At 70.5% G+C, this 26,048-nt stretch carries 28 protein-coding genes and 2 tRNA genes; 13 read left to right on the top strand and 17 right to left on the bottom strand.

All coding sequences use genetic code 11. From position 1 onward, the window contains the following. Nucleotides 1-681: 681 nt before the first annotated feature. The 7 genes from BMX74_RS01435 to galU all read right to left on the bottom strand — a co-directional run bounded on the left by BMX74_RS01435 (nt 682) and on the right by galU (nt 5,237). A tRNA-Ala gene (locus BMX74_RS01435) sits at nt 682-758 on the bottom strand. 46 nt (nt 759-804) lie between these two features. Further along, entirely contained in the window at nt 805-1,386 is a 582-nt protein-coding gene (gene sepX, locus BMX74_RS01430; protein WP_063792315.1) for a divisome protein SepX/GlpR, read from the bottom strand. Between the two features lie 124 nt (nt 1,387-1,510). Then, a complete protein-coding gene (locus BMX74_RS01425) occupies nt 1,511-2,155 on the bottom strand; it encodes a GNAT family N-acetyltransferase (RefSeq protein ID WP_055507974.1) in 645 nt (214 codons plus the stop codon). Nucleotides 2,156-2,211: 56 nt separating this feature from the next. After that, entirely contained in the window at nt 2,212-2,688 is a 477-nt protein-coding gene (locus tag BMX74_RS01420; protein WP_055507972.1) for a MogA/MoaB family molybdenum cofactor biosynthesis protein, read from the bottom strand. Continuing rightward, nucleotides 2,685-3,164 (bottom strand): cyclic pyranopterin monophosphate synthase MoaC, encoded by a 480-nt coding sequence (moaC, locus tag BMX74_RS01415; protein ID WP_055507970.1) that lies wholly within the window; start codon nt 3,162-3,164, stop codon nt 2,685-2,687. The genes BMX74_RS01420 and moaC overlap by 4 nt, the downstream gene beginning before the upstream one ends. Beyond that, nucleotides 3,161-4,348: a molybdotransferase-like divisome protein Glp gene (gene glp / locus BMX74_RS01410; protein ID WP_055507968.1), complete on the bottom strand. Its 1,188-nt coding sequence runs from the start codon at nt 4,346-4,348 to the stop codon at nt 3,161-3,163. The genes moaC and glp overlap by 4 nt, the downstream gene beginning before the upstream one ends. Next, nucleotides 4,335-5,237, bottom strand: coding sequence for a UTP--glucose-1-phosphate uridylyltransferase GalU (galU, locus tag BMX74_RS01405; protein ID WP_055507966.1), 903 nt, complete (start codon nt 5,235-5,237; stop codon nt 4,335-4,337). The genes glp and galU overlap by 14 nt, the downstream gene beginning before the upstream one ends. 24 nt (nt 5,238-5,261) lie before the next feature. Here galU and BMX74_RS01400 point away from each other — a divergent pair, with 24 nt between their 5' ends. From BMX74_RS01400 to BMX74_RS01390, 3 genes are all read left to right on the top strand, one after another. Continuing rightward, a complete protein-coding gene (locus tag BMX74_RS01400; protein ID WP_055507964.1) occupies nt 5,262-5,831 on the top strand; it encodes a 5-formyltetrahydrofolate cyclo-ligase in 570 nt (189 codons plus the stop codon). 23 nt (nt 5,832-5,854) lie between these two features. After that, nucleotides 5,855-7,360, top strand: coding sequence for a potassium/proton antiporter (locus BMX74_RS01395; protein ID WP_055507962.1), 1,506 nt, complete (start codon nt 5,855-5,857; stop codon nt 7,358-7,360). Nucleotides 7,361-7,428: 68 nt separating this feature from the next. Further along, nucleotides 7,429-7,734 (top strand): FmdB family zinc ribbon protein, encoded by a 306-nt coding sequence (locus BMX74_RS01390; protein ID WP_082535522.1) that lies wholly within the window; start codon nt 7,429-7,431, stop codon nt 7,732-7,734. An 849-nt stretch (nt 7,735-8,583) separates the two neighbouring features. On the opposite strand, the gene BMX74_RS01385 is transcribed toward BMX74_RS01390, so the two are convergent. After that, on the bottom strand, nt 8,584-10,566 hold the full coding sequence (locus BMX74_RS01385; RefSeq protein ID WP_055507958.1) for an MDR family MFS transporter: 1,983 nt from the start codon (nt 10,564-10,566) through the stop codon (nt 8,584-8,586). Nucleotides 10,567-10,676: 110 nt separating this feature from the next. On the opposite strand from BMX74_RS01385, the gene BMX74_RS01380 reads away from it, so the two are divergent. Genes BMX74_RS01380 through mscL form a run of 3 tightly spaced genes read left to right on the top strand, consistent with a single transcriptional unit; the run spans nt 10,677 to nt 12,474 of the window. After that, nucleotides 10,677-11,483 (top strand): S-methyl-5'-thioadenosine phosphorylase, encoded by an 807-nt coding sequence (locus tag BMX74_RS01380; protein ID WP_091097703.1) that lies wholly within the window; start codon nt 10,677-10,679, stop codon nt 11,481-11,483. After that, the gene (locus BMX74_RS01375) at nt 11,480-12,052 is read left to right on the top strand and encodes an SAF domain-containing protein (protein WP_091097701.1); all 573 of its coding nucleotides are present in this window, start codon (nt 11,480-11,482) and stop codon (nt 12,050-12,052) included. The genes BMX74_RS01380 and BMX74_RS01375 overlap by 4 nt, the downstream gene beginning before the upstream one ends. 23 nt (nt 12,053-12,075) lie before the next feature. Next, nucleotides 12,076-12,474 carry a large conductance mechanosensitive channel protein MscL gene (gene mscL, locus BMX74_RS01370; protein WP_055507954.1) on the top strand — a complete coding sequence of 133 codons (399 nt, stop codon included), beginning with the start codon at nt 12,076-12,078 and terminating at the stop codon, nt 12,472-12,474. A 6-nt stretch (nt 12,475-12,480) separates the two neighbouring features. Here mscL and BMX74_RS01365 read toward each other — a convergent pair whose 3' ends face one another. Next, nucleotides 12,481-13,503 carry a M15 family metallopeptidase gene (locus BMX74_RS01365; protein WP_256256721.1) on the bottom strand — a complete coding sequence of 341 codons (1,023 nt, stop codon included), beginning with the start codon at nt 13,501-13,503 and terminating at the stop codon, nt 12,481-12,483. 291 nt (nt 13,504-13,794) lie between these two features. Then, nucleotides 13,795-14,433 (bottom strand): hypothetical protein, encoded by a 639-nt coding sequence (locus tag BMX74_RS01360; RefSeq protein ID WP_143078521.1) that lies wholly within the window; start codon nt 14,431-14,433, stop codon nt 13,795-13,797. Nucleotides 14,434-14,584: 151 nt separating this feature from the next. On the opposite strand from BMX74_RS01360, the gene BMX74_RS01355 reads away from it, so the two are divergent. Further along, nucleotides 14,585-14,660 (top strand) — tRNA-Arg (locus tag BMX74_RS01355). 173 nt (nt 14,661-14,833) lie between these two features. Here BMX74_RS01355 and BMX74_RS44830 read toward each other — a convergent pair. Continuing rightward, entirely contained in the window at nt 14,834-16,462 is a 1,629-nt protein-coding gene (locus tag BMX74_RS44830) for a restriction endonuclease (protein ID WP_218153841.1), read from the bottom strand. Between the two features lie 304 nt (nt 16,463-16,766). Here BMX74_RS44830 and BMX74_RS01345 point away from each other — a divergent pair, with 304 nt between their 5' ends. The 6 genes from BMX74_RS01345 (at nt 16,767) to BMX74_RS01315 (ending at nt 21,398) form a co-directional block, all read left to right on the top strand. Next, nucleotides 16,767-17,102 carry an ArsR/SmtB family transcription factor gene (locus tag BMX74_RS01345; RefSeq protein ID WP_091097695.1) on the top strand — a complete coding sequence of 112 codons (336 nt, stop codon included), beginning with the start codon at nt 16,767-16,769 and terminating at the stop codon, nt 17,100-17,102. A 9-nt stretch (nt 17,103-17,111) separates the two neighbouring features. Beyond that, on the top strand, nt 17,112-18,341 hold the full coding sequence (locus BMX74_RS44825) for a GNAT family N-acetyltransferase (protein WP_218153840.1): 1,230 nt from the start codon (nt 17,112-17,114) through the stop codon (nt 18,339-18,341). 315 nt (nt 18,342-18,656) lie between these two features. Further along, nucleotides 18,657-18,998: an ArsR/SmtB family transcription factor gene (locus BMX74_RS01330; RefSeq protein ID WP_091097693.1), complete on the top strand. Its 342-nt coding sequence runs from the start codon at nt 18,657-18,659 to the stop codon at nt 18,996-18,998. 11 nt (nt 18,999-19,009) lie between these two features. Beyond that, the gene (gene arsB / locus BMX74_RS01325) at nt 19,010-20,119 is read left to right on the top strand and encodes an ACR3 family arsenite efflux transporter (RefSeq protein ID WP_305728604.1); all 1,110 of its coding nucleotides are present in this window, start codon (nt 19,010-19,012) and stop codon (nt 20,117-20,119) included. Next, a complete protein-coding gene (locus BMX74_RS01320) occupies nt 20,112-20,528 on the top strand; it encodes an arsenate reductase ArsC (protein ID WP_091097691.1) in 417 nt (138 codons plus the stop codon). Before arsB ends, BMX74_RS01320 begins: the two co-directional genes overlap by 8 nt. Before the next feature lie 102 nt (nt 20,529-20,630). Continuing rightward, nucleotides 20,631-21,398 (top strand): hypothetical protein, encoded by a 768-nt coding sequence (locus BMX74_RS01315; protein WP_091097688.1) that lies wholly within the window; start codon nt 20,631-20,633, stop codon nt 21,396-21,398. Between the two features lie 38 nt (nt 21,399-21,436). Here BMX74_RS01315 and BMX74_RS01310 read toward each other — a convergent pair whose 3' ends face one another. The 6 genes from BMX74_RS01310 to BMX74_RS01285 form a co-directional block, all read right to left on the bottom strand. Next, nucleotides 21,437-22,675 (bottom strand): M28 family metallopeptidase, encoded by a 1,239-nt coding sequence (locus BMX74_RS01310; protein WP_091097687.1) that lies wholly within the window; start codon nt 22,673-22,675, stop codon nt 21,437-21,439. Continuing rightward, nucleotides 22,672-22,932: a hypothetical protein gene (locus tag BMX74_RS43710; protein ID WP_091097684.1), complete on the bottom strand. Its 261-nt coding sequence runs from the start codon at nt 22,930-22,932 to the stop codon at nt 22,672-22,674. Before BMX74_RS43710 ends, BMX74_RS01310 begins: the two co-directional genes overlap by 4 nt. Nucleotides 22,933-23,079: 147 nt before the next feature. Beyond that, complete coding sequence (locus BMX74_RS01300; RefSeq protein WP_091097683.1) at nt 23,080-24,138, bottom strand: ArsO family NAD(P)H-dependent flavin-containing monooxygenase; 1,059 nt, start codon at nt 24,136-24,138, stop codon at nt 23,080-23,082. Continuing rightward, nucleotides 24,135-24,518: an ArsR/SmtB family transcription factor gene (locus BMX74_RS01295; protein ID WP_091097680.1), complete on the bottom strand. Its 384-nt coding sequence runs from the start codon at nt 24,516-24,518 to the stop codon at nt 24,135-24,137. The genes BMX74_RS01300 and BMX74_RS01295 overlap by 4 nt, the downstream gene beginning before the upstream one ends. Nucleotides 24,519-24,549: 31 nt before the next feature. Then, nucleotides 24,550-25,782 (bottom strand): MFS transporter, encoded by a 1,233-nt coding sequence (locus BMX74_RS01290; protein ID WP_091097679.1) that lies wholly within the window; start codon nt 25,780-25,782, stop codon nt 24,550-24,552. Beyond that, nucleotides 25,779-26,042, bottom strand: coding sequence for a hypothetical protein (locus BMX74_RS01285; RefSeq protein WP_091097676.1), 264 nt, complete (start codon nt 26,040-26,042; stop codon nt 25,779-25,781). Before BMX74_RS01285 ends, BMX74_RS01290 begins: the two co-directional genes overlap by 4 nt. Between the last annotated feature and the right edge of the window lie 6 nt (nt 26,043-26,048).

Raw genomic sequence — 26,048 nt, 5'->3', positions numbered from 1 at the left:
CGGCGGTGGGGGATCGCGGGCCGGATCGGCCGCAATCCCCCACCGCCGGTTCAAGCGTTCTTCCGCGCTCTCACAAGCGCGATCGATTCCGTACAAGATCGCGAGCGCTCTACGATCGAGCTCGCCGCAGATCTCGCCCCGGCTCGTCCACCAGCCGCCGCATCATCGTCATCAGCTGCGCCAAGCTCGGCCTCGACCGTCCACCCCGTGGCCCTGGCAGTAGGACAAGCAGAGGCGATCGGGCCCGCGTACGTCTTCTCCGTGTTGAACGCCCGGCCCGCACCCCGCAGCCCCGCCAGATGCGCGCACGCCTCGACGTGCAGCTCCAGGTCCTCATCGACCACCACCCGCGACACCGACCCGTCAGCGGCCACCGCCCGCTCCGTCCGGAAGTAGTACCACCCGCAGGCCAGAGCAGGCCACCAGCCACCCCATAAGCCGCAAGACCCGCCACCCTGTCGCAGCGCCCCGCTCACCGTCGGCTTCGCCATGCCCAACGGCCGGATCTCGGTCCTCCACCAGCGGCCTGACATCACCCGGGCCTTCCCGGACACCCGCTCCGCGGCTCCCAAACCAGGACGAATCCGATTCGGAAACCCCTGAAACGACAAGATCCCGCCTGATCGCGATGATCAGACGGGATCCCGTCAACTTCAGTCCAGCCGTTTCAAGAACGGCCCCTGGTGGAGATGAGGGGATTTGAACCCCTGACCCCTTCGATGCGAACGAAGTGCGCTACCGGGCTGCGCTACATCCCCAAGGACTCGTCCAGATTAGCAAACTTCTGACGGTCCTCGCGCCATCTCAGTCCCCCACGGCGCGCTTCGGTGGTTCGGCGTACTGGTCGAACAGGACGTCCGGGTGCATCGGGGTGAGTTCGATCACCTCGGCGTCGGCCTGTTCGGCGGCGCGCTGCCGCTCGCGGGCCCGGCGCAGGCGCTCGGCGCGCGCCCTCCGGGCGCGTTCGCGGCGGTCCCTGTCCACCTGTACGGCCACGCGCAGGAAGCCGACGTACGTCAGCATGACGACGACGGACGGCGCGACGCCCCACCACGGGATCACGTCGACGGCGGCGGTCACGACCGAGGCGAGCACCAGCAGCGCCGTGAAGAACAGCAGGCGGCGCCGGCGGGCCACGATGATGGCGCGGCGTCGCAGCCGGAACTGGCGGACGTCGACCCTCTCGACGGCCTCGCCGGGGACGCCGTCCTCGGTCTCGCCGTGGGCGGACAGCTGGTCGAGGTCGGGGATCTGGTGCTCGCCGGTGTAGTGCTCTTCGAGTTCGGCGAGTTCGGCGAGGTTCGTCTTGTCTCTGCGCAGCCACATCGGGATGAGGACGCAGAGCCACATGACGACGATGGCGAGATAGAGGAGGACGCTGCTCACGACCACCTCCGCGCAGCACAAAGACGCGTTGGTGTTCGTCGCGCCTTGGATGTGCTCACGTCACGCACCGTAAGACTGTGTGTCACTGATTGACGAGCATTCAGTGCGGTGTGTCGCGAGATCGTCAAACCTCTTCGATGGGAGACCCACCGTGAGCTGCTGACTCACGCGCGCGACGCCATCGTACGAGCAGCCCGCCGGGGACGTCCTCGACGGTCAGCGCGTAACAGATGTGGTCGCGCCAGGCCCCATCGATGTGGAGTTGGCGCCGCCGAATGCCTTCTTCCCGGAATCCGAGCTTCTCAACCACTCTTCTGCTGGCGTGATTCTCCGGCCTGATGTTCGCTTCGAGGCGGTGCAGGCCGGTGGTGAAGAAGCAGTGGTCGACGGCCATGGCGAGGGCGGTCGGGGTGATCGAGCGTCCGGCGAGCGCGCCGTCGATCCAGTAGCCGACCTGGGCGGAACGCGCGGAGCCCCAGACGATGGCGCCGACGGTGAGCTGCCCGGCGAAGCGGCCGTCGTAGGTGATCACCCACGGTAGCGCCAGCCCCTGTCGCGCCTCGCGCCGCAGGGTGCCGACCATGGAGACGTACGGGCCGAGGCCGGTACGGAAGAGCGGCGTCTCCGGGTTGCTGGGCTCCCAGGGACGCAGCCAGTCTGCGTTGCGCAGGCGCGTCTCGCGCCAGACGCGAACATCGCCCAGCCGCAGCGGCCGGAGGCCCACCGGGCCCTCGGTCAGGGTCGCCGGCCAGCCACGAAGTCGATCCACCCCTTCATCATCCCCCCATCGGGCTCGCTGTCGCCACGAGAGGGGCGGAATCCAGGTCAGCGGGGGTGGTCGCCGCCTCTGATCTGGTCGACGGCGTGCCGCAGCACGGGGGCGAGCACGGCCACGCCGTCGCGTACGCCGCCGGAGGATCCGGGCAGGTTCACGATCAGCGTGGAGCCGGCCTGCCCTGCCAGCCCGCGGGACAGAACCGACGTAGGGACTTTTTCGCGATTTGCCAGCCGGATGGCCTCCGCGATGCCGGGGATCTCCCTGGAGATCACCCGGGCGGTCATCTCGGGGGTGAGGTCGGTCGGGGTCAGCCCGGTGCCGCCGGTCGTCACGATCACGTCGTACGCCGCGGCGACCCCGTCGCGCAGCGCCTGCTCGACGGGCTCACCGTCGGGCACCACCACCGGGCCGTCCACCGCGCACCCGGCCTCGCCGAGCAGGTCGGCCAGCAGCGGGCCCGACTTATCCTCGTACACCCCTGCCGAGGCGCGGTTCGACACGGTCACCACGAGCGCCCGGATCATGCTGGCTCGTCCCGCGTCCAGCGGCCGGTCTTGCCGCCCAGCTTCTCCTCCACCCGCACGTCCGTGATGACGGCGGCCGGGTCGACCGCCTTCACCATGTCCACGAGCGCCAGGGCGGCCACCGACACCGCGGTCAGCGCCTCCATCTCCACGCCGGTGCGATCGGCCGTCTTGACCCGGCAGGTGATGGCGACGCCCCAGTCCTCGACGTCCAGGGTGACCTTGACGCCGTGCAGCGCGATCGGGTGGCACAGCGGGATCAGGTCGGGGGTGCGCTTGGCCCCCATGATCCCGGCGATCCTGGCCACGCCGAGGGCGTCGCCCTTCGGCGTCTCGCCCGAGCGCAGCAGCTTCACGACGGCGGGCGACAGCAGCACGCGTCCGGTGGCCGTGGCGCTGCGCGCGCTGACGTCCTTGCCGGACACGTCCACCATGCGCGCCGCGCCCGTCTCGTCCACATGGGTGAGCTCGCTCACAGCCTGATCACCTCCACGGCGCCGCCCTCGGGCACCTCGGTCACGTCCTCGGGCAGCACGATCAGCGCGTTCGCCGCGGCCAGCGCGGCGAGCTGGTGCGAACCCTGCCCGTGCACCGGCGCCACCACGCCGTCGGCCCCGAGCACGCCGCGCAGGAACGAGCGCTTGCCCGCGGGCGAGCGCAGCGGCGCGGCGGTGCGCGCGGCGACCGTCGCGGGCGGACCGGGCGGCAGCCCGCGCATCCTGTCCAGCGCCGGACGGACGAACAGCATGAACGACACGAACGACGACACCGGGTTGCCCGGCAGGGCGAAGATCGGCACCCGGTCGTCGCCGAGGACGCCGAACCCCTGCGGCATGCCCGGCTGCATGGCCACCTTCTCGAAGCGCACCGTCCCGAGCGGCGTCAGCGCCTCCTTGACCGGCTCGTACGCCCCCATGGAGACCCCGCCGCTGGTGACGACCGCGTCGGCGCGGACGAGGTGGGTGTCGAGCGTGTCGAGGAACGCGGCCGGGTCGTCGCCCACGGAGCCGACGCGGAAACCGTCGGCGCCCGCCGCGCGCACGGCGGCCGACAGCGTGTAGCTGTTGGAGTCCCAGATCTGGCCGGGGCCCAGCGGGTTGCCGGGGTCCACCAGCTCGGCGCCCGTCGAGAGCACGACGACGCGCGGCCTCGGCCGCACCGTCACCCTGCGCCTGCCGACCCCGGCGATGATGCCGAGCTGCGCCGGCCCGATCACCGTGCCCGGCTTGAGCACCACCTCACCCGCCTGGACGTCCTCGCCCGCCCTGCGGATGGCGTTGCCGGCCGCCGCCGAACGCTCGATGCGGACGGACGCGGTGCCGCCGTCGGTCCACTCGACCGGGATGACCGTGTCGGCGCCCGCCGGCACCGGCGCGCCCGTCATGATCCGTACGGCGTGGCCGGGGCCGACGGCACGCAGCTCGTCCGACCCGGCCGCCACGTCGTCGATCACCGGCAGCGTGACGGGGACCGCCGCGACGTCGGCCGCGCGGACGGCGTACCCGTCCATGGCGGAGTTGTCGAACGGCGGGAGCGGCACCGGCGAGGAGACCTCCTCGGCCAGGGTGGTGCCCAGCGCCCCCTCGAGGTCGACCTCGAGGGGCGCCAGCGGACGCACGGTGGCCAGGATCTCGGCCAGATGCGCGTCAACCGATCTCATCGAGGAACTCCCGCAGCCACGGCACGAACTCGGGGGCCAGATCCTCCCGGTCCGCCGCGAACTTCACCACCGTCCGCAGATAGTCGAGCTTGTCACCGGTGTCGTACCTGCGGCCTCGGAACAGCACGCCGTGGACCGGGCCGCCCTCCTCCGAGCCGCGCCCGGCGAGGGTGCGCAGCGCGTCGGTCAGCTGGATCTCGCCGCCGCGCCCCGGCGGGGTGTTCTCCAGCACCTCGAAGACCGCGGGGTCGATGACGTACCGTCCGATGATCGCCCAGTTGGACGGCGCCTCGTCCGCAGGTGGCTTCTCCACCAGGTCGGTCACGCGGACCACGTCGTCCTCGTCGGTCGCCTCGATGGTGGCCACGCCGTACAGGGAGACCTGCTCCTTCGGCACCTCCATCAGGGCGATCACGCTGCCGCCGTACGTGTTGCGCACCTCGATCATGCGCTTGAGCAGCAGGTCACGGCGGTCGATCAGGTCGTCGCCCAGCAGACACGCGAACGGATGCTCGCCCACGTGCTGCTTGGCGCACAGGACCGCGTGCCCGAGCCCCCTCGGCTCGCCCTGCCGCACGTAGTGCAGCGTGGCGAGCGACGCGGGCTCGCGAACCTGGGACAGCCGGTGCTCGTCGCCCTTCGCCTCGAGTGCCTCCTCCAGCTCGAACGCGCGGTCGAAATGGTCCTCGATGGACCGCTTGTTCTTGCCGGTCACCATGAGGACGTCGAGCAGGCCCGCCGAGGCGGCCTCCTCGACGACATACTGGATCGCGGGCTTGTCGACGATGGGCAACATCTCCTTGGGTGTCGCCTTGGTCGCCGGGAGGAACCGGGTGCCCAGACCCGCGGCGGGCACGACGGCTTTCGTCACAGGGTCGAAGTCAGCCATGAGTAGACCCTAGTGGAGGTACCTGTGGACAAGGTGAACCTGCGTCGCCGGTTGGCGTCGGCGCGCGCGTCGCTCTCCCCCGAGCAGCTGCGCGCGAACGCCACCAGGGTCCGCGAGACGCTGCTGGAGCAGCCGTGGGTCCAGATGGCCGGCCTGGTGGCCTGCTACTGGTCCGAGGGGCACGAACCCGCCACGCACGGCCTGGTGCTCGCCCTGTGGAAGCACGGCGCGACCGTGATGCTGCCGGTGCTGCGCGACGACAACGACCTCGACTGGGCCGTCTACGACGGCCCCGACAGCCTCGCGCCAGGACGGTTCGGGATCATGGAGCCCGTCGACACGCGGCGCGGCGTCGACGCGATCCGCACCGCCGCCCTGGTCATCGTGCCCGCCCTCGCCGTCGACCCGGCCACCGGCGTGCGGCTCGGCCGCGGCGGCGGCTCGTACGACAGGGTCCTGTCCCGGGTGGGTCCGAACGTCCCCACGGTGGCCCTGCTGCACGACGGTGAGCTCGTGGAAGGGGTGCCGGCGGAGCCCCACGACCGCCCGGTCCGCTTTGCCATGACCCCCTCAGGACTCACTAGTCTTATGTAACCGCAGGGACGAGAGGGGGCCAGATGACGCTTGATGTCTGGCTTCTTCTCGGCGCCGTCATCGTCATCGCGGCCATCGTCGCCGTCCGCGTCGCGCACCGCAGCGGCCTGCCCAGCCTCCTGCTGTTCCTCGGCTTCGGCCTGCTGCTGGGCGACGCCGGTCTCGGCATCCAGTTCGCCGACCCGCAGGTGGCCCAGCAGATCGGCCTCATCGCGCTCACCGTCATCCTCGCCGAGGGCGGTCTGACCACCAACTGGTCGCACGTACGGCGCTCGGTGCCGCTCGCGATGGTCCTGGCCACGATCGGCGTCGCCGTCAGCATCGTCGTGGTCGCCGTCGTCGTGCAGGCCCTGCTCGGCATCGACAGGAACACCGCGCTGATCCTCGGCGCGGTGCTCGCCTCCACCGACGCCGCCGCCGTCTTCTCCGTGCTGCGGCGCCTGCCGCTGCCGCCCCGCCTGGCCGGCGTGCTGGAGGCGGAGTCCGGGTTCAACGACGCCCCCACCGTCATCGCCGTCGTGCTGCTCAGCAGCGGCACCGCCTCGACCGCCTCCATCGGAACGTTCCTGTTCGAGACCGCCGTCGAGCTGGTGATCGGCGCCGCGGTCGGCCTGGCCGTGGGCCCTGCCGGGGCGTACGCGCTGCGCCGCATCGCGCTCCCCGCCTCCGGCCTGTACCCCATCGCCGTCCTCGCCCTCACCTTCGCCTCGTACGCGGGGGCCGTGCTGCTGCACGGCTCCGGATTCCTCGCCGTCTACCTGTCGGCGCTCATCCTCGGCAACTCGCGCCTGCCGCACCGGGCCGCCACCAGAGGCTTCGCCGAAGGAGCCGCGTGGCTGGCGCAGATCGGGCTGTTCGTCATGCTGGGCCTGCTGGCCAGCCCCAAGGAGATGCCGTCGGCCGTGGTCCCCGCGCTGATCGCCGGGAGCGTCCTGGTGGCCGTGGCCCGTCCGATGTCGGTCATGGTGAGCGCCGCCGTGGCCAGGGTGCTGCGGCTCGGCCGGGTGACATGGCGGGAGCAGGCGTTCCTGTCATGGGCCGGGCTGCGGGGCGCCATCCCGATCGTGCTCGCCACCATCCCGTGGGCCGCCGGCGTCGAAGGCTCCAAGGAGATCTTCAACCAGGTCTTCGTGATCGTCATGGTGTTCACGCTGATCGGCGGGCCCACGCTGCCGTTCGCCGCGCGCACCCTCGGCGTCTCCGCCCCCGGCGAGGCCCACGACCTGGAGGTGGAGTCGGCCCCGCTGGAGGAGCTCAACGCCGACCTGCTGCAGGTCAAGGTGCCGCAGGGCTCGAAGCTGCACGGCGTCGAGATCTTCGAGCTGCGGCTCCCCTCGGGAGCCGCCGTCACCCTCGTCGTACGCGACGGCAAATCGTTCGTGCCCGCCACCACCACCCGGCTCAGGATCGACGACCAGCTCCTCGTCGTCACCACCGCTGCCTGCCGTGACCAGGTCGAACGCCGCCTGCGCGCCGTCAGCCGCAGCGGCAAGCTTGCCGGATGGTACGGCGAGCGGGGGTTGGAATAGGCGTTTGAACCAATCGGTTACCATTAGCAGTCGCATCGCTCGAGTGCCAGAACCTGAAGGAGGAGCGCGTGCCGACCTACCAGTACGCCTGCAACGACTGCGGTGAGCAGCTCGAGGTCGTGCAGAAGTTCAGCGACGATGCGTTGACCGTCTGCCCCAAGTGCGAGGGCAACCTGCGGAAGGTCTTCTCCGCCGTCGGCATCGTGTTCAAGGGGTCCGGCTTCTACCGGACCGACAACCGCACGTCCTCGTCCTCCACCTCCTCTTCGACCTCTTCGTCGTCGTCGAAGTCCTCGGAGAGCAAGTCCTCCTCCGACTCTTCGTCCTCGACGACGTCGTCGTCGGCCCCGGCCCCCGCCGCCGCGTCCAACTGATCCGGCCCGGCGGGGCGCCCCACCACCCCGCCACCGGCCTCACCGGCCCATAACCGCCAGGCGTCCACGGCGCCTCACGACGTCGTCCTGACGGCAGCGCGATGCCGCCGAGCCGCGCCAGCCTGCCCGACGCCCACCACGACCACCGGACACTGGCCGCCACCGGCCCGCGCACCCTCACGGACGGGCAGCCGGACCCGCAGCCCGTCAGACGTCCAACGCGCCCCACAACGACGTCCAGACAGCAGCGCCATGCCGCCGAGCCGCGCCAGCCTGCCCGACGCCCACCACGACCACCGGACACTGGCCGCCACCGGCCCGCGCACCCTCACGGACCCGCAGCCCGCCAGGCGTCCACGGCGCCCCACGACGTCGTCCTGACGGCAGCGCGGTGCCGCCGAGCCGCGCCAGCCTGCCCGACGCCCACCACGACCACCGGACACTGGCCGCCACCGCGCCGGCCGCGGCGATCGCCTTGCTCGTCACGCCCACGGACTGGAACGGCCCCTGGCCAGGGTGCTCACAGCCTCGCTGCGTCTGGCCGCGTTCGCCCTCACCCAGGTCATGACCTGTCGGCCCGGCCGCCCCCTCGGTTACGCGGTACGGACATGGCCAGGAGCAGCGCCAAAAGGCACGGGAGCCTCTTGGGGGTCCCCGCACCAATGGCAAGGCAGAACGCCTCAACCACACCCTGGCCACGCATGGGCCGACCGGCGGCCCTACACCGGCAACCAGCAGTGCGCCCAAGCCCTCGATCCATGGCCGGAGCACCACGACACCGCCAGACCTCAGCCCTCGGCCGACCGGCCACCCACACTCAACTGCCACCAAGGGCATGACCCCGTACCACTAGGGCGGCCGGTCGCTGTCCACGCCCAGGAACTGGGGTGCGATGCGGTCGCAGAGCTGGTCGAGGCGTGGGTCCGGCCCCCAGTCCCCGACGAGCCTCGCCAGCCCCTCGCGCGAGCAGGCCAGCAGCCGCAGCGCCACCTGCTCTCCTTCCGGCGTGAGCCGCAACGACTCGCCGTCCTCGGACCGGTGCGCCAGCCCGTCGGCCACCAGCCGGTCGGCGTACGGCCGGCCGTACTCCCTGCTGACCCTGGCCCGTTCGGCCAGTGTGTCCGCTCTGACCCACCCCTCGCCACCGAGCCTGGCGATGATCCACACGGCTTGGGGCGGCAGGCTGTCCAGCCCGGCCAGCGCCCCGAGCCTGGCGTAGTAGCCGCGCCGCAGGTCGGCGTCGGCGAGCCTGACCAGACCGCGCTCCACCTCTGCCAGTGACGACCGCTCCGCGGACGCGGCCCCCAGGCTTTCGCCCAGGTCGGCCGCCTTGGTCGTCTCCCTGAGCCGCGTCTGCGGGATGAACCAGCTCAGCACGAACGCCGCGAACATGATCGGCGCCGCCACGCGGAACACGGCGGCGATGGCGGAGGCGTACACGTGGATGAACTCGCCCGCGAGGGCGGGCGGCAGCCGGCCGAGGACGGCGGGATCGCTGCGCACCCGCGCCGGGTCGAACCCGGGCGGCAAGCGCGCTCCCGCGAGCACCCGCTGGAGTTCGGTCCCCAGCGTGGCGGTGAAGACCGAGCCCAGCGTCGCGACGCCGAACGATCCGCCGATCGACCGGAAGTACGTGGCCCCCGACGTGGCCACCCCCAGGTTCTCGAAGCCGACGGCGTTCTGCACCACGATCACGAGCACCTGCGTGGTCATGCCGAGCCCCACGCCCAGCACCAGCAGGTACGCGCCCATGGCGAGCAGGCTGCTGTGCTCGTCCATCGTGGACAGGAGGAGCATGCCGCCGGTGGCGACGCCCGTGCCCGCGATGGGCAGGTACCGGTACTTTCCGGTCCTGGTGATGATCTGCCCGCTGACGATGGACATCGTCAGCATCCCGGCCATCATGGGCAGCAGGTACAGGCCGGACACGGTCGGGCTCACGCGGTGCACGACTTGCAGGAACAGAGGCAGGTAGGTCAGCGCGCCGAACATGCCGAACCCGACCACGAACCCCACCACCGACGCCATCGCGAACGCCCGGCTGCGGAACAGCCCGAGCGGCAGCACCGGCTCGGCCGCCCGTCGCTCGGCGAGCACCCATCCGGCCAGCAGCGCCACGGCCGCGATGGCGAGCCCGGCGATGACCGGGTCGCCCCAGGGGTAGAGGGTGCCGCCCCACGTGCTCACCAGCACGAGGCAGGAGGTCGCTCCGCCGAGCAGGACGACGCCCGCGTAGTCGACCCTGGGCCGGTCGATCCGTTGCCTGCCTGCCCTGCGGTCGGCGGGCAGCACCGCGGCGATCACGAGCAGCGCCACGGCCCCCAGCGGCAGGTTGACGTAGAACACCCAGTGCCAGGACAAATGGTCGACGAACAGGCCTCCGAGCAGCGGGCCGACGATGCTGGCCACCGCGAAGACGCCGCCGAAGAACCCCTGGTACCTCCCCCGTTCCCTCGCGGAGACGACGTCGCCGACGATGGCCTGCGCGAGCACCATGAGCCCGCCGCCGCCCAGCCCCTGCACGGACCTGAACGCGATGAGCTGCCCCATGTCCCCGCTCAGCCCGCACAGCGCGGACCCGGCGAGGAAGATGACGATCGCGCCGACGAACAGCCTCTTGCGGCCGTACTGGTCGCCCAGCTTGCCCCACAGCGGCGTGGAGACCGTCGAGGCGAGCATGTAGCCCGTCACCACCCAGGACAGGTGCTCCAGCCCGCCCAGGTCGCTCACGATGGTCGGCAGGGCCGTGGACACGATCGTCTGATCGAGCGCCGCCAGCAGCATGCCGAGCATGAGCGCGATGATGATGAGGCCGAGGCCCTTCTGCCGCATGCGGCGATCCTACTCTTCGAACTGGTGTGCTCACTCTCCGCAGTCGAGTTATCCACAGAATGGGGTTCTGGTTCGCGGGCCGCGCCTGCCGGGCGGCTACTCTCTGCGCCATGGTCACTCGCGCAGACATCGGCGTCATCGGCGGTTCCGGCTTCTACTCCCTCCTCGACGACGCGGAGGAGATCGAGCTCAGCACCCCTTACGGGCCCCCGAGCGACGTCGTCACCGTGGGCCGCATCGGCTCCCGTTCCGTGGCGTTCATCCCCAGGCACGGCCGGGACCACCGCTTCCCGCCGCACCGCATCCCCTATCGCGCCAACCTCTGGGCCCTGCGCTCCCTGGGCGTCCGCCAGGTGCTCGCCCCGAGCGCCGTCGGCTCGCTCCAGGCCCAGTACGGCCCCGGCGCCATCGTGGTCCCCGACCAGCTCGTCGACCGCACCTCCGGGCGGGCGCAGACGTACTACGACGCCGGCGGCGCCGTGCACGTGTCGTTCGCCGACCCGTACTGCCCCTCGGGCCGGGCCGTGGCCGTGTCCGCGGCCCGCGAGGGCGGCTGGCACACGGTCGACGGCGGCACCCTGGTCGTCATCGAAGGGCCGCGGTTCTCCACCCGCGCGGAGTCCCAGCGGTTCGCGCGCAACGGGTGGACGATCGTGGGTATGACCGGCTTCCCCGAGGCCGTGCTCGCCCGCGAGCTGGCGCTCTGTTATACGTCCCTGTCGCTGGTCACCGACCTCGATGCGGGCGTGGAGGCGGGGGAAGGCGTCACCCACGACGAGGTGCTGGAGTTCTTCGCCCAGAACGTCCACCGCATGCGCACCCTGGTCGCCGACGCCGTGCAGGCTCTGCCCGAGGCTCGCATCTGCCCGTGCGCGTCGGCGCTCGACGGCATCAAGCTCCCCTTCGAGCTACCGTGATCCGCGCCTGGCTGGCCCGGTGCGGCCGTCGCCGCCGCCTCGTCGCGGCGGCGCTGGCCGCCGTCGCGGTGCTCTGTGGGTACGCCGCCGCGCGCCCCGCCCGCGGGCCCCAGGTGCTGGTCGCCGCGCGCGACCTGGCTCCCGGCGTGCTGCGGCCCGGCGACCTGCGCGCGGTGGCCCTCGACCACCCGCCCGACGGCGCGCTGCGCTCGGGCGCGGTCGGCCAGGTGCTGGCCACCGCCATGCGCAGGGGCGAGCCGCTCACGGATGTCCGCCTGCTCCGCTCCTTCCGGCTGCCGCCTGGTGCGATCGCCGCGCCCGTACGCATCGCCGACCCCGACGCCGCGCAACTGGTCTCCCCCGGCTCCACCATCGGCGTCCTCGCCGCGTGGGACGACCGGCCGGCCGAGCTCATCGCCGACGACGTCACCGTGGTCACCGTGCCCCCGGCCGAGGACGACCACGGAGCCCTCGTCGTGCTGTCGGCGACCCCCGAGCAGGCGGGCCGGCTCGCCGCCGCCCAAGCCGGAGGGCGTCTGTCGATCACCATCAAATCTCACTCACAGTGATCATTCAGATACGATTCCTGCCCGTGAGCGGATTCAAGAAGTTCCTCATGCAGGGGAACGTCATCGACCTGGCCGTGGCCGTCGTCATCGGCGCGGCCTTCACCTCGGTGGTGCAGTCGTTCGTGGCCGACCTCCTCACGCCGCTGATCTCGGCGTTCGGCGGCCTGCCCGACTTCTCGTCGCTGAAGGTGACCGTCGGCCGGTCCGACTTCATGTACGGCAGGTTCGTCAACGCGGTCCTGGCGTTCCTGATGGTCGCCGGGGTGGTGTACTTCCTGGTCGTCAAGCCGTACACGCACCTGCGGGCGCGTACGGCGGCGAAGGTCGAAGTCACCACCAAGGAGTGCCTGGAGTGCCTGTCGGAGATCCCGAAGGCCGCCTCGCGCTGCGCGTTCTGCAGCACCCAGGTGGCCGCCGCCTGAGCGCCGTCAGCCCTGGGTGTCGAGCTTCGGGTCGTACTCCCAGTGCCACGGCTCGAAGGGGCTGCTGTACGCCCACGCGGGGTGGAACCACCCGTACCGCTTCGAGTTCTGCTCCATCCACACGAACTCGGCCGAGCGGAACCGCTCCACGCCGCCACACAGGTCCACGGCCAGGCCGAGGCCGTGGTTGCTGCGGCCGGGCACGGCGGCGAACCCCGGCCGCCGGTAGTACACCGCCTGCTGCTCGGCCAGGCTGCGGTAGGCGTCGGTGACGCACATAGGTCTCCCGAACCGTCTGCGGTAGGCCTCGTTCAGGCTGACGAAGGCGATGGCCGAGTCCGCGCGGAGACTGAACCCCTTCTGCTGCAACGGACAGAGCATGCTCTTCGGGATCAGGCCGTTCGGGTACTGCGTGGCGGTCGCCGCCCGGAGCGGGTTGCAGCTGAGCGCGGCCCGCCCCACCTTGTCGATCTTGATGCCCAGCTTGACCAGGGCCGCGGTGAGCGACTTCACGATCTTGTCCGACCGCTCCCTCAGCGAGTCGATCTGCACCGACATCTGGGCCTCGGCCAGCAGGTTCGACGCCCGCAGTTCCTGCGCCTCGCCCGCGATGCGCTCGGCGTCCTTGTACAGGACCCTGGTCTGCTCCACCGCCTGCTGCCGTACGGCGACGATCTGACTGACGTCGGAGAGCGCCCGCAGCGTGCCCACGTTCGCGTCACCCGACAGGAACGGCGCGACGCCGTCGGCCCCGATCGGCTGCTGGTACAGCAGTTGCGCCATCTGCGACACCGGCTGGCGCATCACCGCGAGCTTGCGCTCCAGTTCCTGCAGCGCGGTCAGCTTCTCCTTGAGCTGCTTCTCGGCGGCGGCGATGGCGGCACGGCGCTTCTCCAGCGCCTTGGTCGCCTCCTCCAGCTCCCGCGCCGACTGCTCGGCCTGCCTGCGCAGCTCGGTGAGGTTCTTCGGGTCCGGGGCCCGCTCGGCGTCGGCCCGTGCCGGCATCAGGAAGAGAGAAGCCAGCATCATGACAACCGCGATCAGACCCGCTGATCGAGGGGCTGCCACGTTCGACTCCTCCGTTTGCACACTCGTTACCCGGGTCAGGCACGCACGTTACTACAGCCCCCTGAGTGTCCGGACCGAAGTCGGGACACCCGCTATGAGAGAAAAAACGCACTATGTACGCCCAGCCCCCTCCCCACCGAGGAGGCACACATGAGGCACCACGCCCACCACAAGCAGGGAAATCCGGGCAGTAACCACTGCGGGAGGCATCACAAGAGAACCAACGAGGGCAACGCGGGGCGCGAGGGACTCCTAGACACCTTTGCCCGACAACGCGGCCGAGTACCCGGTCGATGTGACATCGAGGACGACCGACGACGAACCGTCGTCCCCCTCCACCTGCTCCCCTTGCGGTAGCTGCTGCTGAAGCCGCCCCTGCTCGAACTGCCCGCCGGAAGACCCGTCCTGCGAGAGCTCGCCCTCCGGCGCCTCCTGCCGCTGCTGCTGCCCGGCACCGCACAGCTCACCCAGCCAGCTACCGTCCCACTCCCCGGGGCACCCCGTGCCGGCCGCCTCCACCGGCTCAGGAGCGTACGGATCGACGGCGACCACCTCAGGGACCTCACGCTTGCGCGGCGCCACAGGACGCGCCCTGGGCCGCGGCTCCGGCCGCACCCGCGCGGCCACGGGCCGGCGCATCGCCACCCGCACCGGCACCCGCACCCTGGCCCCGTACCGCCGATCGGGATGCGCGGGCTCCGGCACCGGCACCGGCCCGAACGCCGCCCACACCGGCGCCTCCCGCACCGGCCCGCCCAGCGCCCCGCTCATCTCCAGCCCCTGCATCTCCCCCGCCAGCAGCCCGCCGGCCAGGATCGCAGGCGCCAGCAAGGCCCCGAACAGCACCGCGGGCCGCCGACGCGCCGCCCGGCCACATCCCCTCCTGGTCACAGCCAGAAGCTAGCCGCGTACGATGCGTGTGACTCCGCTCGCTTGTCATGCCTTTACCGCAGCTCAGAGCACCCATAACCCGTCCCCGCCAAACTCACCCCGGCCCGGAGTCACACGCACTGCCATACTTTCGCTAGGCTTAGCAAGGTCCGCCTCCGTAGCTCAGGGGATAGAGCACCGCTCTCCTAAAGCGGGTGCCGCAGGTTCGAATCCTGCCGGGGGCACCAGTCTCTACCAGCAGCAAAACGCCCTTGACCAGCAACAACGCTAGTCAAGGGCTTCTTGATGTGTCCGGTGCTGTACGGCTGACACTGATCGTTTGCGGCTGATCCTTCCCAATGCCTTCCCAACCTGCAGCATGATCGTCCGATCCAAGGCAGATAGAAAGCCCGCCGCTTCGTCACGAGCGCTTCGGTGGCGCCTTCGGAAGGCTGATCAGCACATCAAGGTCCAGATGTTCCCTGCAAAGGTACTTGAGCTCTTCGCACTCGATGATCCGCATGCGCCCATGACGAGCAGCGAAATCACGACTATCCGTGCCCACCCATGACGTAGTGACAAGGATGCCCTTCGTCGCACGCTTGTCCTCCATGACGCCGGCCAGCGCCCGCACGGCCTCGATGCCGACCGCCTTGCTGTAACGCTTGGCCTGGATGATGCAGAGCCCCCCGAACATCGGGTCCTCGCTGATGGCAACCGCGTCCACGCCGTCATCGCGCGAAGCCTGGGTCACCCAGGACTTCATACCCATCGCCTCGAAGAGCTGACGCACGAAGTGCTCGAATTCGCCCGGCGTCAGCCCGAGCAGATCGCGCCTGCTGTCCAGCCCCGCCACCGCGTCGATCCCCTCGACGAACTTGTACTGCGCGAGCAGCGCCTCGAAGTCCACCACCGGCCGCACCGCTTCCAGGTCGTAGGGGTGCGGGGAGACGAGCGCGTTCAGCTTCTTGAGGGTGTAAACCGGGTCGAGATCAGCGAGTACGAAGGTGGAGAAGAGTTCGCGCTCGGCGCTGACGTCGATCAAGTACGGACGCTCGGGCAAGCCGGTGGCCTTGTCCTTGACCGAGACACGGCCCTTGAACGTGGCAACCGTGACAAGCTCAGCGGGGTCTGCGGTGAAGATCTCATGCAGAGTCCGAATGGCAACCTGCGCGATCAATCTCGCATAGCGCGCATCGATCTCTTTCTTGGACGCCGGGATGGCATCCATCTCATCCCTTGTTTGTACGTACTTGTATCCCCGCACCGTCGGAACGATTTTCAGCGGCGGAAGCTCGTAATCCACAACCAGTTCCCGCGCCTCAGGCCGATAGATGGCACGAGTCTGGTGAGGGAAGTCATCGGGATAGACCGCGGCGTCGAGGGCCATCGTGAAGTACTGTGCGACCGGCTCTGGCTCCCCTGCACGAACAGCGCGCTCGAACTCGTCGATCTCGCCGTTGTGGCGATCTACCTGGGCCTTCTCCTGGGCGATCCGTTGCTGGTGGGCACGGTAGCGCTCATCCAGACGGCGATGCCGCTCAGCATCGCGAATGTCGTATTCAGCACATGCTTGCTCATAGAGGCGACGCTGCTCCGCCTCCTTCTGCTCGTATCGGGCCCCACCGAGAAGACGTCCGAACATGCCTGGCGGCCGTGGCGCGAATTGTGCCCAGGAAGGCCGTGGATCTGGCTGGTCGAGGCCACCAGGATCAAATGGCGGGGCGTCATATGTACGCCTCAAGGAGCTGAACGTCACGGAAATCCGCTGGCCGATGCCGGCGATCAACACAGAATCCAACGTCTTGATCGTCTCGGCGACGTCTGCCGTCATCTCGGCCGCTTCAGCCTTGCGGCCTTCGACGTACAGGCGCTTGCGCTCTCGTTCCGTGGCTGCGGCCTTTTGCGCGGCGGCTCGTTCGGCGCGCTGCCGCTCCCGCTGCGCCTTGAGCTCGGCTTGCGCTCGCGCTCGTCTTGCCTGCTCCGCCAGACGCAACCGCCTGGCACGCTCCCTCTGCCGGTCCGTAAGTTGCCCGCGGCGCTTGGCCATAGCTTCCTCCAAACGGTAGGGAGCTGAAGCATCCAAGACGAAGCTCTACTGCACGTGATCGTAAATCGAGTGGGCAGCTCTCTGCTAATGGACTGAACAGATCTCGGGCAGTAGGCCGTCCCAATCACGTCACCCTTAGAGACGCAGGAGGGCGGGACCAGAAGCACTCGACGGGGATGCCACGTGAGGATCTGCATCGACGCGCACGTATCCCCATCCGCGACGTAGCAATCCGCACACCTCATGCAAGTTTGGAGCGTAGGCCGTTTACGCATGACGCTTCATCGTCTATCGTCGATGCTCGATGAATGAAGCGGTGGAGCCTCTGCCGCGTGCCGAGGCCGAGGAGTATGCGAGCTGGTTCAAGGCCCTGGCCGACGCGACCCGCATCCAGATCGTGTCGTTGCTGGCCCGGCGGCGCGAGCCGATGAGCGTGGGCGAGATCGTGGCCGCTTCCGGAGTGGGGCAGTCCACGGTGTCGCACCACCTGAAGATCCTGTCCGAGGTGCGGTTCGTCCTGGTGGAGCGGCAGGGGACGTCGAGCCTGTACCGCATCAACGAGAACTGCGTGAGCTGCTTCCCCACCGCCGCCGACGTGGTGATGGGCAACCCGGCGCCGGCCGCGCCGACCTGTGACTGAGGAGATCTCATGGCGCACGACGAGATCGTCGACCACTACTCCGCCCTCGCTCGCAGCGCGCTGAGCGGGCAGCGCATCGCCGACTGCGATCCCGTCGCCTTCACCGATGGCGGCTTCGGACCGGCGGGTTACGACGACAACGCCGCGCTCCCCGACGGGGCGCTTCGAGCCAGCCTGGGGTGTGGCAACCCGGTCGCCGTCGCCGAGCTGCGTATGGGTGAGACGGTGCTCGATCTGGGCTCTGGTGGCGGCATCGACGTGCTGCTGTCAGCCCGCCGCGTCGGCCCGCACGGCACCGTCTTCGGCCTGGACGCCAGCCCCGCCATGGTGGAACTGGCCCAGCGCAACGCCGAGCAGGCGGACCTCCACAACGTGCAGTTTCTCCACGGCACGATCGAGGCGATCCCGCTGCCCGGCCACACGGTCGACGTGGTCATCTCCAACTGCGTGATCAACCTGTCCGACGACAAGGCAGCAGTGCTGGCTGAGGCGTTCCGGGTGTTGCGGCCTGGCGGACGGTTCGGCGTCAGCGACGTCGTCACCGTCCAGGTGCTCGACGAGCAGGCGCGACAGCGGGCCGAGCAGCGCATCGGCTGCGCCGCCGGGTCGCTCAGCGTGCAGGAGTACCGGGATCTGCTCGTCGCGGCCGGCTTCGTCCAGATCGCCATCACGTTGACCGCCGATCACGGCGACGGGGTCCACTCGGCCATCGTCCAGGCGGTGAAACCCGCCATCGGGCCCGGCCTGGAGATCCGGCCGATGCGCGAGAGCGACGCCGCCGAGGTGCTGGCGATCTACCAGGCTGGGCTGGACACCGGCCAGGCCAGTTTCGAGACCACTGCGCCCAGTTGGGAGGGGTTCACCGCGAGCCGGTTGCCGCACCTGCGGTACGTGGCGGTGGATGCCGATTCCGGCGAGGTGCTCGGCTGGGTGGCAGCCTCGGCGGTCTCGTCCCGTCCGGTGTATGCGGGCGTGGTCGAGCACAGCATCTACGTTCACCCCGGCTGCCAGGTTCACGGCATCGGTCGCGCGCTGCTGGCGGCGTTCATAGCCGCCACCGAGGACGCCGGCGTCTGGACGATCCAGTCGGGTGTCTTCCCCGAGAATGCCGCCAGCCTGAGCCTGCACCAGGCGCTCGGTTTCCGCGTCGTGGGCACCCGCGAGCGCATCGGCTGTCACCACGGTCTCTGGCGGGACGTGCTGATGATCGAGCGCCGTAGCACCTTGACCGGGGCCTGAGTCGCCGCTCGGGACGGTGGCCGGGAACAGGGATGGCCGTCTGATGGTTACATCCGTCGTGGCCGGTGTGCCCAGTGTCCCCGGGCCTCACCTATCGCCTTCGCGGACTACCGTTCGGCTGGAGCCGCGTTGTGCCCTTCGCCGAGAGGCGACACGCACACCGGTACGCACACGTGATGGCTGAAGGCCCTCGCCGAGTCGGCGAGGGCCTTCATCGTTACGAGATCTCACCCAAGCTCCGCGGGCTCCTTTTGGCTTTGATGTGTGTCAATATAGAGAGACATCGATTTCGATGGCTGTCTATACGGAGTAGATGTGGAACCTCTGGACCTCTTGGAGTGCAGCCCGCCGCTGATGCGCGAACCGCTGGACGCCGAGCAGGCGGCCGGGGTGGCGCGGGTGTTCAAGGCGCTGGGCGACCCCGTGCGGCTGCGCATCCTGTCCATCGTGGCCAGCCGCGCTGGCGGCGAGGTGTGCGTGTGCGACATCACCGGCGCATTCGAGCTGTCCCAGCCGACCATCAGCCACCACCTGAAGGTGCTCAAGGAGGTCGGGCTGCTGACCTCGGAGCGGCGCGCCTCCTGGGTGTACTACCGGCTGGTTCCCGAGACACTGGGTGAGCTGTCGGCCCTGCTCGACGTGCCCGCCACCGTCTGAGGATCAGCACGATGCCCTCTTCCACGTCCCCAGCTTCACCGGCCTCGCCGGCCGCCGCGCCCGCGCAGGGCGTCATCGCCGGCCTGTCCACGCTCGACCGCTTCCTGCCGGTGTGGATCATCGCGGCGATGGCCGCCGGGCTGCTGCTCGGCCGGCTGGTACCGGGGCTGAACACCGCGCTGGAGGCGGTGAAGGTCGGCGAGATCTCGCTGCCGATCGCGCTCGGGCTGCTGCTGATGATGTACCCGGTGCTGGCCAAGGTCCGCTATGACCGTCTGGGCGCCGTCACCGGTGACCGCCGCTTGCTGCTCTCCTCCTTGGTGCTGAACTGGGTGCTCGGCCCGGCCGTCATGTTCGCGCTGGCCTGGATCCTCCTGCCGGACCTGCCCGAGTACCGCACCGGCCTGATCATCGTCGGGCTCGCGCGGTGCATCGCCATGGTCCTCATCTGGAACGACCTAGCGTGTGGCGACCGCGAGGCCGCCGCCGTCCTGGTCGCGCTCAACTCGGTCTTCCAGGTGGTCGCGTTCGGCGCGCTGGGCTGGTTCTACCTGCAGGTGCTGCCCGGCTGGCTGGGCCTGGCGCAGTCCGCGCTGGAGGTCTCGGCCTGGGACATCGCCCAGTACGTGCTCATCTTCCTCGGCATCCCGCTGGCCGCCGGCTACGCCTCCCGCAAGCTCGGCGAACGCGCCCGCGGCCGGGACTGGTACGAAAGCCGTTTCCTGCCACGCGTCGGCCCGCTGGCCCTGTACGGGCTGCTGTTCACCATCGTCATCCTGTTCGCTCTGCAAGGCGGCACGATCACCTCCCGGCCCGGCGACGTCGCGCGCATCGCGCTGCCGCTGCTGGCCTACTTCGCGCTCATGTGGGGCGGATCGTTCCTGGCCGGCAAGCTGATCTGCCTGAGCTACGAGCGCTCCACCACGCTGGCCTTCACCGCCGCCGGCAACAACTTCGAGCTGGCCATCGCCGTGGCGGTCGGCGTCTTCGGCGTCACCTCCGGCCAGGCGCTGGCCGGAGTGGTCGGCCCGCTCATCGAGGTTCCCGTTCTGGTCGCCCTGGTCTACGTCAGCCTGGCCGGCCGCCGCCTGTTCACCCCCAAGGAGGCCGCCCGTGCCTGAGTCCGTCCCTGGTAAGCCCTCCGTCCTGTTCGTGTGCGTGCACAACGCCGGACGCTCCCAGATTGCCGCCGGGTGGCTCACCCACCTGGCAGGCGACCGCGTCGAGGTCCGCTCGGCCGGTTCCGCCCCGGCCGAGCAGGTCAACCCCGTCGCCGTCGAGGCCATGGCCGAGGTCGGCATCGACATCACCGCCGCCCGGCCCAAGGTCCTGTCCGTCGACGCCGTGCAAGCCTCTGATGTGGTCATCACCATGGGCTGCGGCGACGCCTGCCCCATCTTCCCCGGCAAGCGGTATGAGGACTGGAAGCTCGACGACCCGGCCGGGCAGGGCATCGACGCCGTGCGAGTCATCCGTGACGACATCCGCGCCCGCATGGAGAACCTGCTCAGCGAGTTGTTGCCTGACTGAGCCGCCCGCACTGAACGACCGCGATGGCCGCCCCCTGCACAGGGGCGGCCATCGCCCATTTCACGCCGGTACATACGGCAATCGGCTGGCTACCCTGTCGGGATGCAGATCCGCAGCCAGGTCCTCAAACTGATGGCCACCCCACACGCCGACACCCGCTTCCACGACGCCTGCCTGCCCCAGTCCATCCAGGCAGCCACCGGCTGCCGACCACACGAGGCGTGGGAGACGTTATGGGCTCTGCTCGCCGACGGCCTCATCTACCTGGACCCCGAACGCCAACCCGCCAGTGACAACTGGCGGTGGAAACTGTCCGAGCGAGGCCGCAGAGCGGTCGAGGGCGGGCCGTGGGAGCCTCACGACCCCGAGGGGTACCTTCGCCGGCTGCGCCGCCAGGTGCCGAACTTGCATCCGGTCGCCTACCAGTACATGCAGGAGGCCCTGCAGTCCTTCAACGCCGGCTGCTACCTGGCCTGCTCGGTGATGCTCGGTGTCGCGGCTGAGCAGGTCTTCCTCGGCGTGGCCGAAGCCATGGTCGCCGCCCTCGGCGCCTCGGCCGAGAAGCTGCGCAAGGAACTAGACAACCCCAAGAGCTCCCAGAACGCCCGCTTCCAGGCGCTGCGCGCCCGGCTGGAGCCGATGCGACCCGCATTGCCCGACGACCTGGGCGACAACCTGACCATGGACGCGGTGGCCGACCTGCTCAGGATCACCCGGAATGAGGCGGGCCATCCGCGCGGGCGAGCCGTCGATGAGGACACGGCCTACACCCACCTGCAACTGGCCGCCCGCTACCTCGGCAAGATGACCGCCCTTACCGAGCACTTCACCCAGCAAGCTGCCGCCCGATCATCGGCCAGCGGCGCCTGAGCACCACATTTCCGCGCGGGTAGGCCATCAGGAGCTGGTCAGACCGAGGTCTGGACAGCCAGCAGTCCGACCGACGCGACCAGCAGTCGCGCGGCCGCCACGAGGGTGTCTGCCTCGACGCGGTCGGGGGTTTCGGCGGGGGTCTGGTAGCCGGGCATGCCCACGCCGATGCCGATCGCGGCCAGGCCGACGGCAGCGTAGCGGCGGTTGTCAGACGCCATCGTGCCCGCTCGCAGCGGCACGCCGGTCAGGCGGGCGGCCTGATCGAGGGTGGCCAGCAGGGTATGGGCGGGTCCGCCGGCCTCGACCGAGGCGGCCTGGTGCAGCTGCGCGGCGCCGTCGAGGTTGATCACCAGCGTGTCGGACGGCAGGGCGGCTGCGTGGTGGGCCGAGCCCCATGCCCCGGTCTCCTCGGCGTCCAGGAAGGCCACCGACAGGTCGGCCCGGGTGGCCGGGTCTGCTGTCAGGACGCGGGCGGCCTCCAGGACGGCGGCCACGCCGGAGGCGTTGTCGGCGGCTGCGGGAAACCGCATGCCGGGGTCGTCGCCGACGCCGACGTAGTGCGCGGCCAGCAGCACCCGCGGCCCGCTCCCCGCTCCCCCGGCGTGAGGGAAGCGGGCGTGCACGTTGCGGCCGTCCGTCGAGATCTGCCGGAGCGGCATCGACGCGGTCACCCGCACCGGCCCGGCGGCCAGCGCGTCGGCCAGGCGGGCGTGCAGGTCGGTGCGCAGGGCGATGATCGGCACGGCTCGGGTGGCCGGTCCGGCGATCATCTTGGGCATCCACCCCTCGGCGTCGGTGCCGCGCGCGGTCAGCACTCCGGCCGCGCCGTGGGCCTCGGCGCGTTCGCACGCCCGCGCCCAGTCTCCGGCCTCGGCCAGCACCCATCGGCCGCGCAGGTCGGCCTCGGAGGCGGCGGCGAGCGGCGCGGTGCGCGGGTCCGGCGAGTCGGCGGTGGCGAGGTGCTCGACGAAGTCCCGGCGGTGTTCCAGGCGCAGTGCCTGGCCGCCTGCGCTCCATTCCAGTACCGGGGTGGCATACAGCTCCCGCACGTCGGTGACGGGGAAGGAGTCGAGTTCGACCTCGGCACCCAGCTCGCGCAACTGCTCGGCGAGCCACGCGGCGGCGGCACGGCCGCCGGGCGTGCCCACGCGCCGACCGGCGTAGCGGCCGCGGGCCAACTCGTGCACCGCGGCCAGCATCCGCGCCGCCGACACCCGCTCCACGACGGCGGCCAGGCCGGGCGCCTGCGGGAGGTCCGGCATGGTGGAGGTCATCCGCAGCAGCCGGTGGAGGCTGCCTCGGCCGGCGTGGCGGCGGGGGCCGGCGCCTGACCGCAGCAGCCGGCCTGGGCGGCCTGCTGGGCGGCGGACGTGCTGCCGCAGCAGGCGGTGGCGACCGCATCTGCCTGCTGGGCCGTGTCACTGGCCGGGGAGGGGGAGGCAGGAGCTCCGCAGCAGCCGCCGGCGGCGGGCGGTGCGAAAGCCTCGGCCAGGTCGCCGATGAAGCCGCCGCTGGTCTGGTTCGTCGTCATGGTGGTTGCCCTTCTGCCGGTGCGAGGTCGAGGCCATCAACACTTAGATGCATGTCGAATCAGGAGTCACGATCTCATGTTGTTTAGATGTTCGTCAAGATAGACGTGGGTCGAATCAAAGTGTGAATGTCACCGAAGTGCGTGCGCCTAGAGCTGGGCGATGACCTCTGCGGCCAGCTGGCGGGCGGTGCGGCCGGCGCCGATGAGGGTGGCCGAGGCCGCGCCGGTCCAATCGCCATAGCCGAGCAGATGCAGGCGCGGTTCGGCCAGGGCGCGGGTGCCGTCGGTGCCGATCACGCCGCCGGGGCCGCGCAGCCGTAGCGGGGCCAGGTGAGCCAGTGCAGGACGGAAGCCGGTGCACCACACGATCGCGTCGAATGCCGCTGTGCTGCCGTCGGCCCACGCCACGCCGTCGGGGGTGATGCGGGAGAACATGGGCTCGGCCTTGAGCGCGCCGCGGTCTCGGGCCTCGCGCACGGGCGCGACGGCGACGATGTCGCCCAGGTCGCCGATGCTGTCGGCGTTCTGTCCGGCCAGGGCGGCCTGGTGGCGGCGGGTGGCCAGGTCGAACAGGGCGCGGCCGTCGATCTCGTCGGGCAGTAGCCGGGGCGGGCGCAGTGTCGCCCAGGTGGTCTGGGCGACCTGGGAGAGCTCGGCGAGGATCTGCGCGGCGGAGTTGCCGCCGCCCACGACCAGCACCCGGCGGCCATGGAAGGGCTCGGGGCCGCGGTAGCCGGCGGTGTGCAGTTGCTTCCCGCGGAAGTCACCGATGCCGGGGTAGTGCGGGACGTAGGGGCGCCACCAGGTGCCTGTGGCGCTGACGACGATGCGGGCGCGCCAGGTGCCGGCGCTGCTTTCCACGGCGAGGCGGTCACCGGCACGTCGCACGGCCTGCACGGCGGCGGGGCGGACGATCGGCAGCCGGTAACGCTGCTCGTAGTCGGTCAGGTAGGCGACGACGTGGGCGGCGTCCGGATAGCCGCCGTCGGCAGGGATCGGCATCATGCGGCCGGGCAGGGAGCTGTATTGCGCGGGCGAGAACAGCCGCAGGGACGGCCAGGCATGCTGCCAGGCTCCGCCGGGCGTCTGCTGGGCGTCCAGGATGACGAAGTCGGCACCTGCCCGCCGCAGGTAGTACCCGGCCGCCAGCCCGGCCTGTCCGGCGCCGATGACCACGACATCGGCCAGGCGGGCCGCGTCGGTCATGCGTTGAGGAGTTCTACGTCCACCGGGCCGTTCTGCGCCTTGGCGGGGGCGGCGAGCGGGGCGAACAGCACGCCCAGCTTGTTCACCGCCTCGGGGATGATCCGGTAGTAGACCCAGGTGCCGCGGCGTTCGCCGTCGATGAGCCCGGCGGTGCGCAGCACCTTCAGGTGGTGGGAGATGGTGGGGGCGGTCAGGTCGAAGACGCCGGTCAGGTCGCACACGCACGCCTCGCCGCCGGGGTGGGAGCCGATCATCGACAGCAGGCGCAGCCGTACCGGGTCGGCCACGGCCTTGAGCAGCGTGGCCAGTTCGGCGGCGTCGGCCTCGCTGAGCGGCTCGCGGGCGATCGGCGCGCAGCACTGGATCGTCACGGCGGTCATCCACGGCTCCTTAATTCGACATTCGTCTAAATTATACGCGATGGTAGGCGACCAGGGACAAGGCGGCGGTGACGCAGACGGCGGCCACCGCGCTCATCACCCAGGTGTAGCCGACGGCCTGGGCCAGGGCGACCGCGCCGAGGGGAGCCAGGGCCTTGTCGGCGACGGAGAAGAGCGCGATGCGGCCCGACAAGGTGGCGTAGGCGGCGGTGCCGTACCGCTGCACGAGCAGGTGCGGCAGCGTGATGGAGCCGATGCCGAAGCCGAGCCCGAAGAGCAGGACGCCGCCGATCGCGCCCGCGACGCTCGCTCCCAGGACCGGCAGGAGCAGCGCCGCGACGCCTTGCAGCGCATAGATCGCAGCGGCGATGAGCGCGGCGGGCAGACGGGTCTGCAGACCGGTGGTGACCAGCCGCCCAGTGACCGACAGGACGCCGAGCAGTCCGGCGAGCGTGGCGGCCAGGACCGGGCTGTGGCCGAGGTGGATGAGGTAGGTGACCAGCACGACGGCGACGACGGCGACCGCGCCGCCGCTGGCGGTGAAGGCGATCACCAGCAGCCAGAACGGACGGCGGCGCACGGCGGCCCTGACCAGGTCGGCGCGTTCCCCGGCGGCCTCGGGTGTGCGAGCGTGGGCCGGGCGGCGGCGGATCACCAGCGCGTGCAGCGGGATCGCCGCCAGGCCGTAGACGAGACCGAGGACCACCAGGGCCTGGCGCCAGCCGTAGGCGTCGACCAGCAGGCCGGTGAGCGGGATGAAGATCGAGGAGGCGAACCCGGCGACGATGGTGAGGGCCAGGATGCCTCGCGCACGGCCTCGCGCGTCGGCGCCGTACCAGGCGATGATGACGGCGAACGCGGCCTCGTACAGCACCATCGAGCAGGCGATGCCGATGGCGGCGAAGACCAGGTAGAGCTGCCACAGCGCGCTGACCTGCGACCAGGCCAGCACCGCCCCTGCGCCGAGCAGCGAACCGAGCGTCATCAGGGCGCGCCCGCCGTGGGCGTCCAGCCACCGCCCGGCGAGCGGGGCACAGACGGCGGTGATCAGCACGGACACCGTGAGCGCGGCGGCGACCTGGGCGTTGGTGGCGTGCAGGTCGTGGGCCATCGGGACGAGGAAGACCGAGAAGGCGTAGTAGAGCACGCCGTAGCCGATGGTCTGGGTGACGGCCAGCGCGGCCACGACCCGCCGGCCATGCCGGGAACGCGGCGGACCGCCGCCCTGCTGGTCGAGGGCGGCGGTCTCGGCGGGGGAACTCATGCTGGACAGGCGATCAGCGCGCGGCCCTCGGTCGTGGTCGCCCAGTCGCCCGCGAGGGTTTCGGCGATGAAGCCCTGGGCCTGCAGCCGCCAGGCGAGCGTTCCGGCCATCCGGGCGATCGCCGGGCCGTAGCCGGGGTTGGTGCTGGGCTTGCGGGCGGCGACCAGTTCGTCGGCCAGCCGGTGGGCGGGCATCGGCTCGTGGTCGCAGATGAGGCGCAGCGCTTCCTTCTGGGCGGCGGTGGGGTAGCCGTCAGACATCGGGGT

It is taken from the genome of Nonomuraea pusilla, assembly GCF_900109355.1.
GTDB classification, from domain to species: domain Bacteria; phylum Actinomycetota; class Actinomycetes; order Streptosporangiales; family Streptosporangiaceae; genus Nonomuraea; species Nonomuraea pusilla.
The sequence above is the reverse complement of the archived record's forward strand: the minus strand, read 5'-3'. Positions and strand labels throughout refer to the sequence as shown.

What these genes read in the sequence shown, in the direction of transcription:
- BMX74_RS01290 (WP_091097679.1), bottom strand. Translation starts at nt 25,782, where the DNA reads ATGAGTTCCCCCGCCGAGACCGCCGCCCTCGACCAGCAGGGCGGCGGT.
- BMX74_RS01385 (WP_055507958.1), bottom strand. Translation starts at nt 10,566, where the DNA reads ATGCGGCAGAAGGGCCTCGGCCTCATCATCATCGCGCTCATGCTCGGC.
- BMX74_RS01315 (WP_091097688.1), top strand. Translation starts at nt 20,631, where the DNA reads ATGCAGATCCGCAGCCAGGTCCTCAAACTGATGGCCACCCCACACGCC.
- BMX74_RS01300 (WP_091097683.1), bottom strand. Translation starts at nt 24,138, where the DNA reads ATGACCGACGCGGCCCGCCTGGCCGATGTCGTGGTCATCGGCGCCGGA.
- BMX74_RS01345 (WP_091097695.1), top strand. Translation starts at nt 16,767, where the DNA reads ATGAATGAAGCGGTGGAGCCTCTGCCGCGTGCCGAGGCCGAGGAGTAT.
- BMX74_RS01380 (WP_091097703.1), top strand. Translation starts at nt 10,677, where the DNA reads ATGGTCACTCGCGCAGACATCGGCGTCATCGGCGGTTCCGGCTTCTAC.
- BMX74_RS01295 (WP_091097680.1), bottom strand. Translation starts at nt 24,518, where the DNA reads ATGACCGCCGTGACGATCCAGTGCTGCGCGCCGATCGCCCGCGAGCCG.
- BMX74_RS01395 (WP_055507962.1), top strand. Translation starts at nt 5,855, where the DNA reads ATGACGCTTGATGTCTGGCTTCTTCTCGGCGCCGTCATCGTCATCGCG.
- glp (WP_055507968.1), bottom strand. Translation starts at nt 4,348, where the DNA reads ATGAGATCGGTTGACGCGCATCTGGCCGAGATCCTGGCCACCGTGCGT.
- BMX74_RS44825 (WP_218153840.1), top strand. Translation starts at nt 17,112, where the DNA reads ATGGCGCACGACGAGATCGTCGACCACTACTCCGCCCTCGCTCGCAGC.
- BMX74_RS01420 (WP_055507972.1), bottom strand. Translation starts at nt 2,688, where the DNA reads ATGATCCGGGCGCTCGTGGTGACCGTGTCGAACCGCGCCTCGGCAGGG.
- arsB (WP_305728604.1), top strand. Translation starts at nt 19,010, where the DNA reads ATGCCCTCTTCCACGTCCCCAGCTTCACCGGCCTCGCCGGCCGCCGCG.
- BMX74_RS01285 (WP_091097676.1), bottom strand. Translation starts at nt 26,042, where the DNA reads ATGTCTGACGGCTACCCCACCGCCGCCCAGAAGGAAGCGCTGCGCCTC.
- BMX74_RS44830 (WP_218153841.1), bottom strand. Translation starts at nt 16,462, where the DNA reads ATGGCCAAGCGCCGCGGGCAACTTACGGACCGGCAGAGGGAGCGTGCC.
- galU (WP_055507966.1), bottom strand. Translation starts at nt 5,237, where the DNA reads ATGGCTGACTTCGACCCTGTGACGAAAGCCGTCGTGCCCGCCGCGGGT.
- BMX74_RS01365 (WP_256256721.1), bottom strand. Translation starts at nt 13,503, where the DNA reads ATGATGCTGGCTTCTCTCTTCCTGATGCCGGCACGGGCCGACGCCGAG.
- BMX74_RS43710 (WP_091097684.1), bottom strand. Translation starts at nt 22,932, where the DNA reads ATGACGACGAACCAGACCAGCGGCGGCTTCATCGGCGACCTGGCCGAG.
- BMX74_RS01310 (WP_091097687.1), bottom strand. Translation starts at nt 22,675, where the DNA reads ATGACCTCCACCATGCCGGACCTCCCGCAGGCGCCCGGCCTGGCCGCC.